The 13,631-nt window shown below is 63.0% G+C and carries 11 protein-coding genes; 8 read left to right on the top strand and 3 right to left on the bottom strand.

Going from position 1 to position 13,631, the window contains the following annotated elements:
- Positions 1 to 269: 269 nt before the first annotated feature.
- From purD to GGQ67_RS24440, 3 genes are all read left to right on the top strand, one after another.
- Entirely contained in the window at positions 270 to 1,541 is a 1,272-nt protein-coding gene (purD, locus tag GGQ67_RS24450) for a phosphoribosylamine--glycine ligase (protein WP_183902706.1), read from the top strand.
- Positions 1,542 to 1,647: 106 nt separating this feature from the next.
- Entirely contained in the window at positions 1,648 to 2,136 is a 489-nt protein-coding gene (locus tag GGQ67_RS24445) for a plant virulence effector HPE1-like domain-containing protein (protein ID WP_183902705.1), read from the top strand.
- Between the two features lie 331 nt (positions 2,137 to 2,467).
- Positions 2,468 to 4,288, top strand: a complete 1,821-nt coding sequence (locus GGQ67_RS24440) for a methyl-accepting chemotaxis protein (protein WP_183902704.1) — start codon at positions 2,468 to 2,470, stop codon at positions 4,286 to 4,288.
- Positions 4,289 to 4,614: 326 nt separating this feature from the next.
- On the opposite strand, the gene GGQ67_RS24435 is transcribed toward GGQ67_RS24440, so the two are convergent.
- Positions 4,615 to 4,929, bottom strand: a complete 315-nt coding sequence (locus tag GGQ67_RS24435) for a transcriptional regulator (protein WP_183902703.1) — start codon at positions 4,927 to 4,929, stop codon at positions 4,615 to 4,617.
- Between the two features lies 1 nt (position 4,930).
- On the bottom strand, positions 4,931 to 5,251 hold the full coding sequence (locus GGQ67_RS24430; RefSeq protein WP_183902702.1) for a type II toxin-antitoxin system RelE/ParE family toxin: 321 nt from the start codon (positions 5,249 to 5,251) through the stop codon (positions 4,931 to 4,933).
- A gap of 140 nt (positions 5,252 to 5,391) precedes the next feature.
- Here GGQ67_RS24430 and GGQ67_RS24425 point away from each other — a divergent pair, with 140 nt between their 5' ends.
- On the top strand, positions 5,392 to 5,832 hold the full coding sequence (locus GGQ67_RS24425; protein ID WP_183902701.1) for a YqaA family protein: 441 nt from the start codon (positions 5,392 to 5,394) through the stop codon (positions 5,830 to 5,832).
- A 6-nt stretch (positions 5,833 to 5,838) separates the two neighbouring features.
- Here GGQ67_RS24425 and glyS read toward each other — a convergent pair whose 3' ends face one another.
- Positions 5,839 to 8,016: a glycine--tRNA ligase subunit beta gene (gene glyS, locus GGQ67_RS24420; RefSeq protein ID WP_183902700.1), complete on the bottom strand. Its 2,178-nt coding sequence runs from the start codon at positions 8,014 to 8,016 to the stop codon at positions 5,839 to 5,841.
- Positions 8,017 to 8,377: 361 nt separating this feature from the next.
- Here glyS and GGQ67_RS24415 point away from each other — a divergent pair, with 361 nt between their 5' ends.
- The 4 genes from GGQ67_RS24415 to GGQ67_RS24400 all read left to right on the top strand — a co-directional run bounded on the left by GGQ67_RS24415 (position 8,378) and on the right by GGQ67_RS24400 (position 13,459).
- Complete coding sequence (locus tag GGQ67_RS24415; RefSeq protein ID WP_183902699.1) at positions 8,378 to 8,917, top strand: hypothetical protein; 540 nt, start codon at positions 8,378 to 8,380, stop codon at positions 8,915 to 8,917.
- A gap of 189 nt (positions 8,918 to 9,106) precedes the next feature.
- On the top strand, positions 9,107 to 11,416 hold the full coding sequence (locus GGQ67_RS24410; protein WP_183902698.1) for a Tex family protein: 2,310 nt from the start codon (positions 9,107 to 9,109) through the stop codon (positions 11,414 to 11,416).
- A gap of 135 nt (positions 11,417 to 11,551) precedes the next feature.
- Positions 11,552 to 12,811 (top strand): cyclopropane fatty acid synthase, encoded by a 1,260-nt coding sequence (locus GGQ67_RS24405; RefSeq protein ID WP_183902697.1) that lies wholly within the window; start codon positions 11,552 to 11,554, stop codon positions 12,809 to 12,811.
- Between the two features lie 69 nt (positions 12,812 to 12,880).
- On the top strand, positions 12,881 to 13,459 hold the full coding sequence (locus GGQ67_RS24400) for a histidine phosphatase family protein (protein WP_183902696.1): 579 nt from the start codon (positions 12,881 to 12,883) through the stop codon (positions 13,457 to 13,459).
- Positions 13,460 to 13,631: the final 172 nt, after the last annotated feature.

Genomic DNA, 13,631 nt, shown 5'->3' with positions numbered 1-13,631 from the left:
CGGCTGAGAAGGTGACGATCCGACAACCAGCTGCCGGGCGGGTGGCCACCCGCCCGGCAGAAACAACTATCTCATATTTTGATCATCCAAGAAGGGGGAGAGTGACACGAGCGGCCTGCCAAGAAGTCCCTTCTCCCCGTGGGGAGAAGATGCCGGCAGGCAGATGAGGGGGCTCCAAACGCCATCGCTAAAGGTCAGCTACCCCATTCCCGCTTGACCTTTCCGCTCCAGCCGCTTAACCGCCACACACAAACTGGAAAGGGACGGGCATGAAGGTTCTGTTGATCGGATCGGGCGGACGCGAGCACGCAGTGGCCTGGAAGCTGGCGCAATCGCCCGAGCTCACCAGGCTCTACGCCGCCCCCGGCAATCCCGGCATCGCCGAGCACGCGACGCTCGTCGCCGTCAACACCGAGGACAACGACGCCGTCGTCGCCTTCTGCAAGGACAATGCGATCGATTTCGTCGTCGTCGGCCCGGAAGCGCCGCTGGTGGCGGGTGTTGCCGATCGTCTGCGCGCCGAGGGTTTCGCCGTCTTCGGCCCGTCCGCCGCCGCCGCCCAGCTCGAGGGCTCCAAGGGTTTCACCAAGGACATCTGCGCCCGCTACGATATCCCGACCGGCGCCTACCAGCGCTTCAACAACGCCCCCAAGGCCAAGGCCTATATCCGCGAGCAGGGCGCCCCGATCGTCGTCAAGGCCGATGGTCTTGCCGCCGGCAAGGGCGTGACTGTTGCCATGACCGTCGATGAGGCGCTGGCCGCCGTCGACGACTGCTTCGAAGGCGCGTTCGGTGCCGCCGGCGCCGAGGTCGTGGTCGAAGCCTATCTCGACGGCGAGGAGGCAAGCTTCTTCTGCCTGAGCGACGGCAAGCACGCGCTGGCGCTCGCCACCGCCCAGGACCACAAGCGCGTGGGCGAGGGCGATACCGGCCCGAATACCGGCGGCATGGGCGCCTATTCTCCCGCCCCCGTCATGACGCCTGAGATGGTCGAGCGCACGATGAAGGAAATCATCGAGCCCACCATGCGCGGCATGGCCGAAAGCGGCTATCCCTTCTCCGGCGTCTTCTTCGCCGGACTGATGATCACCAAGAAGGGCCCGGAGCTGATCGAATACAACGTTCGCTTCGGCGATCCGGAATGCCAGGTGCTGATGATGCGCCTGAAGAGCGATCTGCTCCCCATCCTTTATGCGACCGCCACCGGCACGCTGGAGAAGGTCACCGCCGAATGGAGCGACGATCCGGCGCTGACGGTCGTCATGGCGTCGAAGGGCTATCCCGGCGGCTACGACAAGAACACGCCGATCACGTCCATTCCGGAAGCGGGCGAGGGCGCCAAGGTGTTTCACGCCGGCACGGCGCTGAAGCATGGCGGCCTGGTCGCCACCGGCGGCCGCGTGCTGAACGTCACGGCGACAGGCAAGACGGTCGGCGAGGCGCAATCGCGCGCCTATGCGCTGCTCGATCAGGTGGAGTGGGACAACGGCTTTTGCCGTCGCGACATCGGCTGGCAGGCGATCAAGCGCGAAAAAGCGTAATCGCGCGCCGGATTCGGGTCAGTTCCATAAACTTTTACCCTTTCCTCTGACGGGATGGAAATAAAGCCGCGCTAAACCTGTGTTCAAGGTTAGACGGAGTGTTTCCATGCGTCAGGTTTTTATGGGGCGTCAGGTTTTGATGGGTGTCGTTGGCGCGCTGATGGCGGGTTCCGCCATGGCGTCGTCGATCGACGTGGTCGGCGCCAAGGCGGTCTCGGCCAATAGCAGTATCATGACGATGCGCTGCGTCACATGCCCGCCGCTTCAGGTCGTGGAAGCGAAAAAGGAATACATCGTTCCGACGCTCGCCAGTGGCACGCTCGAGCAGTCGCAGATCCGCGACGTCGATGGTGAAAGGAAGCTCTTTCGCACCGAAGGCTGGATGGGCGGTTCGCCGGTCGTCTTCGTGACCAAGGCGCCGGCATTGTCGGTGGCTGCCGCCGCGCCTGTCGTTAACGGCGCGGATGGCGTCGACATGGCCACCACCTCGGCGGTCATCGGCGGCAACGTGAAGCCGGTTGCCGCTGGCGTCGCCGGGCATCAGGCGGAACAAACGCGCCCGCTCGACGTTTCTAATTTCAAGCTTCGGCTCTGATTTAAAGTTCCCTGCCCCTCCCGTCCAAGGTTTTGGTCATCTGGGGTTCCACCTCGAAAGGGTGGATGAAATGCGCTCCTGAAGAGAAGCAGGGGCGCATTTTTTATGTCGCGAGGCACTGGACTGTCGCCCCGTCTATGGGCCGACGCCGGGTTTGGGCGAACATCTACCCCGTGGTTAAGGGTTTCTTATAAGAAACCGGCCATTTCTAGCCACGACCGGTAGCCGCATGAGTTTTCGCAGCAGTACCAGCGTCGACGCGATGTCGCCGACGCATACGCGGTAGGATACCGCGCCGGATGATGTCACCCGACACATGTTGCGAGGCCTTATGAGGAATCTCAGAATTTCCAGGCAGTTGTTTCTGCTCGTCGCCGGCTTGATGGTGGCCTTTTGCGCCGCCTCCTACCTGCAGATACGCTCTTCGATCGATGCGATCTATTTCCAGCGAAGCGAGATGCTGCGTACGCAGGTGGAATCCGGGCTTTCCATCATCCAGCAATATTACGACCGCGAAAAATCCGGCGAACTGACGCGCGAACAGGCGCAGGCGTTGGCCTACAAGCAGCTTTCCGCGATCCGCTATGAGCCCAACGGCTATTTCATCGGCTATGACTACGACGTCGTCATGCGCATCACCTACGACACGCCGAAGCTCGGCAAGAGCAGCAAGGGCTCGCCCGACAGCCGCGGCAAGCCCTACCGCGACGAGATCGTCAAGGTTGGTCGCGCCGGTGGCGGCATCGTCGATTTCTACGGCCCGAAGCCGGGCGAGGCGGCCGATGCGCAGTTCCGCAAGGCAGTCTACACCAAGGCGTTCGAGCCATGGCAGGTCGTGCTCGCGACCGGCGTCTATCTCGACGATCTCGACGCGCAGGTACGCGCCGACATCTTCAAGGCGCTGTCGGGCGGTCTCCTTGTGCTGCTTCTCGGCGGTGCCGCCGCCTTCTACGTGGTTCGCAGCATTTCCGGCCCGCTGACGCGCATCCACACCGCACTCCAGGCCGTTGCCGAGGAAAACGTCACGATCGCCATCCCCCACACCGACATGAACAACGAGGTGGGCATGATGGCCAAGGCGACCAAGTCGCTGCAGGAAAAGGTGCGCGAGCGCCATGCCATGTCCGAGCGCGAAGCCGCCCAGCAGATGGCACTCGAAGGCGAGCGCGAGAACAACCAGCGTCTGCAGCGCGACGAAACCGCCGTGCAGGCCCATGTGGTCTCCACCATCGGCCAGGCGCTGGAGCAGATCGCCCGCGGCGACCTGACGGTCCGCTGCGCCGATCTCGGCCAGAAATACGCCGCTCTGCGCGACAACTTCAACGATGCGCTCGGCCATCTCGAGGCCGCCATGTCCAAGGTCTCGGTCAAGGGCGGCGATATCGCCGTCAGCAAGGAAGAGATCCGCCGCGCTTCCAACGAGCTGTCGCAGCGCACCGAGCGCCAGGCCGCGAGCCTGGAGGAAACCTCCGCCGCGCTCGACGAACTTAGCGTCGCGGTGCGCCAGACCGCCGAAGGTGCCCACGAGGCAAGCCAGCGCGTCCACTCGGTCAGCACCGAGGCGAGCCGCAGCGACGCCGTGGTCACCCAGGCGATCGAGGCGATGGGCGGCATCGAGAAATCCTCCGAGGAAATCGGCAAGATCATCGGCGTCATCGACGACATCGCCTTCCAGACCAACCTGCTTGCGCTCAACGCCGGTGTCGAGGCCGCGCGTGCCGGCGAGAGCGGCAAGGGCTTCGCCGTCGTTGCCCAGGAAGTCCGCGAGCTGGCCCAGCGCTCGGCCGCCGCCGCCAAGGAGATCAAGGATCAGATCGCCCGCTCTTCTGGTCAGGTCGAACAGGGCGTCCGCTTCGTCGGCGAGGCCGGCGAGGCGCTGAAGCGCATCTCCGACCAGATCAAGGCCGCCAACGACATCGTCTCGAAGATCGCCCACAGCGCCTCCGAGCAGGACACGACGCTACGCGCGATCACCTCGTCGATCAACCAGCTCGACGCCGCCACCCAGCAGAACGCAGCCATGGCCGAGGAAACCACGGCATCGGCGGAATCGCTCGCCAGCGACACCGACGATCTCCTCAACCTGATCCGCGGCTTCCGCGTCGGCACCCAGGCCGAGTACGGCGCCACGCAGACCCGCCGCGCGGCATAAGCCTCGCGACGTGCGATTGGATGACGACAGCCGCCGGAGCGATCCGGCGGCTGTTTCGCGTTTATTGGAGGCGGCGATCAGTGGCGCGGTGACTTGGCGGGAGAGCCATCCACGTTCATTCCTGGAGACGTGCTTAGATCCTCGGCACGAGGCCGAGAATGGACGTCGAGAATGGGGAATTCCATTTTTTCTCAATGGCTTACCAAAGGCGGCGCCCACCCTCCGACACCATGCTCGGGCTCGTCCCGAGCATCTGCTGCCGTGTAGGCTGGCTCGACTTGAATGGACCCTGCCGAGAACAGCGCCATATGCAGCCAGACCCAGCCTCAAGCCGCCGCAACCGCCAGATGGACGCCGGTCTCCTCCTGGAGGCGGCTGATCACGCCGAAGAGATTGTCGGCGCGCGGATTGCCTTTCGGGCCGAACATCCGCATCAGGCTCTTCGCCGGTGTGTCGACAAGTTCGCCAAGCTTCTCGAAGCCGATTGTGGCATTGATGAAATCGCGCAGTACGGCTTTGCCGGTCTCGACATCGCCGGATAGCAGCAGTTCCACGGCATCCGTCAGCAGTGCCGCCCGGAAAGCCGCATCATCGGCTGCGCGGGCTTTGATTGTTTCCTTGAAATCGCGCGTCAAAGGCATCTCAACGGCCCCTTCTTTGCTTGTAATCGATCCAACGGGCGAGTGCTGTTGCGATGTCGGACTGCTGCCGTTTCTTCGTTCCGCCTGCCAGAAGAATGATCAACCGGTCGCCATCGCGGCCGAAATAGATGCGGTAGCCCGGTCCATAGTCGATCCTGTATTCCAGTAATCCGGATCCGACGCCCTTGACGTTCGAGAGGTTGCCGGCCTGCATGCGCGTCAAGGCAATGGCGACCTTCGATGCAGCGCGTGCTTCGATGCCGGCAAACCACAGCGCGAAAGGGCTCGACCCATCCTCATCCAGATATTCGAGGATCTTCATGCTTATATGGTATCATATATGTTACTAATTTCAACCGCCCCAACGCTTGCGTCGAGCCTCGCAACATGATCATGAAAACCCAAAAGCCAACCGTCGCCATTTGAAAGGCCCAGCATGCAGATCGTCGAGACCAGCGCGACATGACCACCCTCGCGGCCTATGCCGGCCTCTTCGCCATCGCCTTCGTCGCCGCCACGATTCTCCCCGCGCAGTCGGAGGCGGGGCTGGTGGCGCTTATTCTTTCCGGGAAATATTCGGCGCTGCTGCTCGTCGTGGTCGCCAGCGTCGGCAATATTCTCGGCTCGCTGGTCAACTGGCTCCTCGGCGTCGGCATCGAGCGCTTTCGCCACAGGCGGTGGTTTCCGGTGAAGGAGGCGGCGCTGGATCGGGCGCAGCGCTGGTATCGGCGTTACGGGAAATGGTCGCTGCTGGCGAGCTGGGTGCCTGTGATCGGTGATCCCATCACCGTCGTTGCCGGCGTCATGAAGGAGCCGCTGCCGGTCTTTCTGCTTCTGGTGACGATCGCCAAGACCGCGCGTTACGCGGTCCTGGCGGTGATCACCCTGGGCATTGTCGGCTGAGAGGGATCAGCCGGCGATCTTCGAGAAGTCGGCGACGGTTCCGGTCGCTTCGCGGATGAGGCGCAGCAGCGCCAGGCGGTTGGCGCGGATCGCCGCGTCCTCGTCGTTGACGAGCACGTCGGTGAAGAAGCGATCGACGGGCGCGCGCAGTGTCGAGAGAACAGCCATCGCCGAGCGGAAGTCTTCCTTCTCGATCGCGCCGGATGCCTCGGCCGAAACCGTCTTGATCGCGGCAAACAGCTCCTTCTCGGCGTCGAGCTTCAGAAGCGCCTCGGAGACGCCATCGGCGACCACGGTGCCCTTCTTCTCCTCGGCGGCCAGCAGCTGCACGGCGCGCTTGGTGCCGGCGAGCAGGTTCTTGCCGTCCTCGGAGCTGACGAAGGCCGTCAGCGCCTCCACTCGACGGGCGACCATGCGCAGGTCGTCGGTCTCGGGCGTCAGGACAGCGTCGATCAGGTCGTGGCGCGCGCCCTGGTCGCGCAGATAGACCTTCAGGCGGTCGTGGAAGAAGGACAAGAGGTCGAGCTGGCGCGACATGTCTTCGGCGGCAACGGTGTTGCCGATATCCATGTCGATGCGCGCCATGTGGCTGACGATGCGCGGCAGAAGCGTCAGGTGCACGCCGCGCTCGAGGATGATGCGGATGACCCCGAGAGCGGCGCGGCGCAGCGCGAAGGGGTCTTTCGAGCCCGTCGGCTTCTCGTCGACGGCCCAGAAGCCGATCAGCGTGTCGAGCTTGTCGGCAAGCGCCACCGTGATCGCCACCTTGTCCTGCGGCAGCTGGTCGGATGGGCCCTGCGGCTTGTAGTGTTCCTCGATCGCGGTCGAGACCACGCCCTCTTCGCCCTGCAGAACGGCGTACTTGCGGCCCATCACGCCCTGCAGTTCGGGGAATTCGCCGACGGCCTCGGTGCGCAGATCCGCCTTGGCGAGAACGACCGCGCGATCGACCAGCTTGTAGTCGGCGCCGGCGGGGAAGGCGACCTTGGCGGCCATGGCGCGGATGCGCTCGACCCGTTCGCCCTGCGTGCCGAGCTTGGCATGGAAGGTGACGTTGAGCGCATCGAGCTTGGCCATGCGCTGGTCGAGCGGCTTTTTCAGGTCGAGGCCGAACTTCTTGGCCGAAGCCTCCAGCGTTTCCAGATCCGGCAGGTCGCCCTGGTCACGCTTCCAGAAGTGCAGCGCGTCGGAAAGACGGGCGCGCACGACCTTGCCGTTGCCGTGAATGATTTCCTTGCCGCCATCGCTCGCTTCGATGTTGGAGACGAGGATGAAATTGTTCGAAAGCGTTTCTTCGCCCGGTTTGCGGGTGACGAAGCATTTCTGGTTGGTCTTGATCGTCAGCCGAATGATCTCGGACGGGATCGAGAGGTAGGCTTCCTCGAAGCTTCCCATCAGCACCTGCGGCCATTCGACGAGGCCGGAGACCTCTTCCAGCAGCCCTTCGTCCTCGACCAGTTCGAGGCCGTTGGCGAAGGCGACGTCGCGCGCGTCGTGCAGGATGATGTCCTTGCGGCGCTCGGCGTCGAGAATGACCTTGGCCTTCTCAAGGCTCGCGACATAATCGTCGAAGCGCTTGACGGTGATCGCCTCGGGCGCATGGAAGCGGTGGCCATAGGTGATGTTGGAGGCGACGATGCCGGAGATCTCGAACGGGATGACCGTCGTTTCCTCATGCTCTGGACCGAACATGCAGACGATCGACTGCAGCGGCCGCACCCAGCGCAGCGAGCCCGGCTGCGACGAGGCCTTGCCCCAGCGCATCGGCTTCGGCCAGGGGAAGTCGCGGATGATGCCGGGCATCACCTCGGCGATGATCTCCTCGGCGCCGCGGCCGCTCTTGGAGATGATCGCGACGTAGAAATCGCCCTTCTTCGGGTCGCTCTGCACCTGCGCCTCGGAGATCGAGGTCAGCCCGGCCGCGCGCAAAAAGCCTTCGATCGCCTTTTCGTTGGCGTCGGTGCGCGGGCCCTTGCGTTCCTCGCGCACATCGGCGGAGCGGGCGGTCAGCCCGCGAATGTCGAGCGTCAGCCGGCGCGGCGTCCAGTATTCCCGCGCGCCCTCGTAGGAAAGTCCCGCCTCGACGAGCGCGTCGGTCACAAGCTTCCTCAGATCGCCGGCAGCCTTGCGCTGCAGGCGGGCCGGGATCTCTTCGGAGCGGAGTTCTAACAGCAGATCGGGCATGACACTTTCCTTGCCTCCACGGGGAAGGCGCTACCTTGCGGGTCTGAAAACGGTCGCCTCTGCTAGCAAAGAATGGCGCAGATATACAAGCTGCAAAAGCAGACAAGGGTATCTTGAGACAATAATTTGCCGAGGTTTTTCCCGCAGCCTCTGGACATTTTTGTTCCGTGCAACGCGCCTGCCTGCGCGTTCATGGCTCGTACTGCATTCGAGCGAAAGTGCCTGCGTTGTTAGCGGCCGTCGAGAGGCTTGATTGAAAGCCACCATAAGGTTATGAGATTTCGATTTGTAATCGCATTGGTAGAATTGTTTATAGAGCAAAGCTTCGCTGTAAGCGCATGTACTTTAAAGGAAAAAGCTGATGGGTCTCGACATTATCGCCTACGAAGGTCTTGCAAAAAACACGAGCCTAAAATTCATCGACGGCGACGTTTACAACCAGCAGCAGGAGATCGTGGACATCCCCGAGAATGCTCTGATTGCGTTCATCAACCCTGCATTTCCCGACCGTGCTCGTGATATCGAAGATCACTGCGTCTACGACGCTGTCGACAGCTTCAGCTTTAAGGCAGGGTCTTATAGCGGCTACAACCAGTGGCGGGAGATGCTTGCGAAGCTTGCCGGATATCCGGAAACCCGCCTTGAAATCAACGGCACGGAACAATCTCAGCACGCCTTTGGTGCGTGGGTCGCCACTGCCGGGCCGTTTTGGGAGTTAATTAACTTCTCTGACAGTGAAGGTGTGATCGGGGCATCGGTGAGCAAGAAGCTATCAGCAGATTTCGCTACTTTCGATGAAGCGGCAGGGACTGTCGGCGATGTCGAATTTTACGAATTGTTTCAAGAGTGGCGCAGAGCCTTCGATATGGCCGCCCGCGATGGTGCTGTGAGTTTTGAATGAGCGCGGGTTCTAGTCAGCGGACCTGACACTAGTATGCCACCGTGAAAGGTGGGTTACTCTGGCGCACGACATCCTTGGGCAATGCATCCCTCCAACCACCCACTTCCGCTGTGGAAACCCATCTCCATCCTTGCCTTGCCGCTTTTCGCCGCTATGGTCCGCCACCTCAATTGAAACGCAGGAACCATCATGGCCGCTGATATCCGCATGCTCTCCGCAGTCATCGCCTCCGAGATCAATGCCCGGCCCGAGCAGGCCAAGGCCGCGATCGAGTTGCTGGATGAGGGCGCAACCGTGCCGTTCATCGCGCGTTACCGCAAGGAAGTGACCGGCGGGCTGGATGATACGCAGCTGCGCGATCTCTCCGAACGCCTGGTCTATCTGCGCGAGCTCGAAGCCCGCCGCGATACGATCGTGGAGTCCATCTCGAGCCAGGGCAAGATGAGCGACGAGGTGATGGCAAGGCTCAAGGGCGCCGCCACCAAGGCCGAGCTCGAGGATCTCTATCTGCCCTACAAGCCGAAGCGCCGCACCCGCGCCGAGATCGCCCGCGAGCGTGGCCTCGGTCCGCTCGCCGAAGCGATCCTCGCCGACCGTTCGAAGGAGCCGGCGACGCTGGCCGAAGCCTATGTCACCGCCGACGTTCCCGATGTGAAGACGGCGCTGGAAGGCGCCCGGGATATCGTTGCCGAAGGCATCGCCGAAAATGCCGACCTTCTCGGCAAGCTGCGCGCCCATATGCGCGGTGCCGCCCTGTTGAAGGCCAGGGTGGTGGATGGAAAGCAGACGGCGGGCGAAAAATTCTCCGACTATTTCGACCATTCCGAACGCTGGGCGACGGCGCCCGGCCACCGCGCGCTCGCCATGCTGCGCGGCTGGAACGAGGAAGTGCTGACGCTGACGATTGAGGCCGACGCCGAGACTGCCTCGCCGAACAAGCCGGTCGAGCGCATGATCGCTGCCGCCTACGAGATCGGCAACAGCCGCCCCGGCGATCGCTGGCTGATGGAAGTCGCCAGCTGGACATGGCGCGTCAAGCTCTCCATGTCGCTGTCGCTCGACCTGATGCGCGAACTGCGCGAACGCGCCGAGGAAGAGGCGATCCACGTCTTCGCCCGCAATCTCAAGGACCTGCTGCTCGCGGCCCCCGCCGGCTCGCGGCCAACCATGGGCCTTGATCCGGGCATCCGCACCGGCGTCAAGGTCGCCGTCACCGATGCCACCGGCAAGGTGGTCGCGACCTCGACGGTCTATCCCTTCCAGCCGCGCAACGACGTGCGCGGCGCCCAGATCGAGCTCGCCTCGCTGATCCGCAAGCATAATGTCGAGCTGATCTCGATCGGCAACGGCACCGGCAGCCGCGAAACCGAAAAGCTGGTGGCCGACATGCTGGCCGATCTGCCGGGCGCGAAGCCGACCAAGGTCATCGTCTCGGAAGCCGGCGCCTCGGTCTATTCGGCGTCGGCCACCGCCGCCGCCGAATTCCCCAATCTCGACGTGTCGCTGCGTGGCGCCGTCTCCATCGCGCGCCGCCTGCAGGATCCGCTGGCCGAGCTCGTCAAGATCGAGCCGAAGTCGATCGGCGTCGGCCAGTATCAGCACGATGTCGACCAGCAGAAGCTGTCGCGTTCGCTCGATGCCGTGGTCGAAGACGCCGTGAATGCCGTCGGCGTCGATCTCAACACCGCCTCCGCACCGCTCCTGTCGCGCGTCTCCGGCCTCGGCGCATCGATCGCCGAAGCCATCGTCAAACACCGCGACGAGGAAGGCCGCTTCGAGACCCGCCGCGATCTCCTGAAGGTCGCCCGCCTTGGCCAGCGCACCTTCGAGCAATGCGCCGGGTTCCTGCGCATCCGCGACGGCAAGGAGCCGCTCGATGCCTCCTCGGTCCATCCGGAAGCCTATGGCGTCGCCAAGAAGATCGTCGCCGCCTGCGGCCGCGACCTGCGCACGCTGATGGGCGACAGCGCGGTGCTGAAATCGGTCGATCCGCGCCAGTTCATCGACGACAAGTTCGGCCTTCCGACGGTGAAGGACATCCTGTCGGAACTGGAAAAGCCCGGCCGCGACCCGCGCCCGAGCTTCAAGACCGCGACCTTCGCCGAGGGCATCAACGAGATTTCCGACCTGAAGCCGGGCATGACGCTTGAGGGAACGGTAACCAATGTCGCCGCCTTCGGCGCCTTCGTCGATATCGGCGTCCATCAGGACGGTTTGGTGCACGTTTCGCAGCTTGCCGACCGCTTCGTCAAAGATCCTCACGAAGTTGTGAAAGCCGGCGATGTGGTCAAGGTTCGCGTCGTCGAGGTGGATGCCAAGCGCAAGCGCATCGCCCTTTCCATGCGCAAGGACGACGGCGCCGCGGCACCTGCGCCACGCGGCGAAACCCGTTCAAATCCAGCCCCTCGCGGCGGCAACGAGCGGCGTTCGTCGAGCCCCAAGCAGGAGAGCCAGGGCGCGTTCGGGGCAGCACTTGCCGAGGCCATGAAGCGAAAATAAGGGCTTACAAACAGCCATTGCAGAAATGTCACACTTCGGCGCTCTTCGTGCCGAGGTGTGAAATACGGCGCTTGTAAGGCAGGAAGGACGGCCTAAGTTGATCGGACTATCCTGTCACATTGCGAGGCCTACCTTATGGCGTCGGCTTTCTTATCGATCGTCCAGAAAATCATCCGCAAGGGTAATCTGAAACTCACGCTCGCCAATGGCGAGACGCATGCAATCGGGGACGGCACCGGAGATCTGGTCGTCGCCCGCGTCGCCGACGAGGAAGCGGAGCGGCTCATCCGCCGCGATCCCACCCTCAAGCTCGGCGAAATGTACATGGATGGCCGGTTCATTCTGGAACAGGGCGACATCTACGATTTCCTGGCCATGGTGAAACAGAACACCACCAACGAAATCTTCGACATCCCGATGGCGGCCCTGCTGATTGGCCGCATCGCCCTGCAGCAGCTGAAGAGCCGTCTGCCCGTCAACCACAGCAAGCGCAACGTCGCCCATCACTACGATCTCTCGGAAAAGCTGTTCGAGCTGTTTCTCGACGAGGACTGGCAATATTCCTGCGCCTATTACAATCCGCCCGGCATCAGCCTGGAGGAGGCGCAGGTCGCCAAGAAGCGGCACATCGCCGCCAAGCTTCTGCTCGAGCCGAACCAGCGCGTGCTGGAGATCGGCTCCGGCTGGGGCGGCATGGGCATGTATCTGGCCGAATCCACCGATGGTGTCGATTTCACCGGCATCACGCTCAGCGAGGAGCAGTTAAAGATCTCGCGCGAGCGTGCTGAAAAGCGCGGTCTTGCCGATCGCGTCCGCTTCGAGCTGCAGGACTACCGGCTGCTGAAGGGGCGAAAGTTCGACCGCATCGTCTCCGTCGGCATGTTCGAGCATGTCGGCATCGGAAATTTCCCCAGGTACTTCAACAAGGTCCATGAGCTGCTGGCCGATGACGGCGTCATGGTCCTGCATTCGATCGCCCGGCCGAAGCCGAGCTTCGCGACCAACGCCTTCATCGAGAAGTACATCTTCCCGCAGGGCTACATCCCCTCGATCGGCGAAACGCTGCCGGCCATCGAAAAGGCGAACCTTCTGGTGCGCGACGTCGAGGTTCTGCCGCTGCACTACGCTTACACGCTGCGCCACTGGCGCGAGCGCTTCGTGGCGCGCAAGGCCGAGGCCGTGGCGCTCTATGACGAACGCTTCTTCCGCATGTGGGAGTTCTATCTGGCGGGCTCCGAAATAGGCTTCCGCTGGGACGAACTCTTCATCATGCAGATCCAGATCTCCAAGAACCAGTATTCCACCCCCGACAATCGCGACTATATCGCGCGGAACGAAGCGAAGCTGAAGGAATTCGAGGCAACGCGCCGGCCGCTCGAAAAGATCATTCTCTGACACCATGATGAAGGCGCGGCGAATTCCGCCTTCTTCGTCCCGGCTGTTTCATTTTGAAAGGGTTGCGAGATGAGCCGTGCCTACCCCGAGATCACGCTGGTGCGCCATGGCGAGACGGAATGGAGCCTGTCGGGCCGCCACACCGGCCGCAGCGATATTCCGCTGACGGAAAACGGCGAAGCCGCCGCCCGACGGCTGGGGCCGCGCCTTGAGGGCCTGGCCGTCGCCGAAGTTTGGTCGAGCCCATCTGGGCGCGCCCGCAACACCTGCCGCCTTGCCGGGTTCGGCGAGCGGATGGTGGTCAAGGACGACCTCGCCGAATGGGACTACGGCGCCTACGAGGGCGTCAAGACCAAGGAAATCCTCGCTCAACGGCTCGGCTGGCAACTCTTCCGCGACGGCTGCCCCGATGGCGAGAAGGCCGCCGACGTCGGCACCCGCGCCGACCGTATCATCACGGCGATCCGCTCTGTCAACGCCCCAATCCTGATCTTCTCCTCCTCCCACTTCCTGCGCGTGCTCGCCGCCCGCTGGCTGGGGCTGCCGCCGGAAGGCGGGGCGCATTTCGTGCTGGATACGGCGAGCGTGAGCGTGTTGGGCTATGAGCATGATTTGACCGAGCCGGTGATCCGGCGGTGGAATTGGTAGGTTTTTGTGGGGGGATAGCCTAGGCTGACGTCGTGCGGGTGGCCCCCTCATCCCCGGTGCAACTCGTTGCACCTGAACCCTTCGGGCACCTTCTTGGATGATCAAAATATGAGATAGTTGTTTCTGCCGGGCGGGTGGCCACCCGCCCGGCAGCTGGTTGTCGGATCGTCAC

Source organism: Rhizobium metallidurans (genome assembly GCF_014196505.1).
Classification (GTDB): Bacteria; Pseudomonadota; Alphaproteobacteria; order Rhizobiales; family Rhizobiaceae; genus Rhizobium; species Rhizobium metallidurans.
Note: the sequence above shows the minus strand (reverse complement) of the source record. Positions and strands in the feature narration are given on the sequence as shown.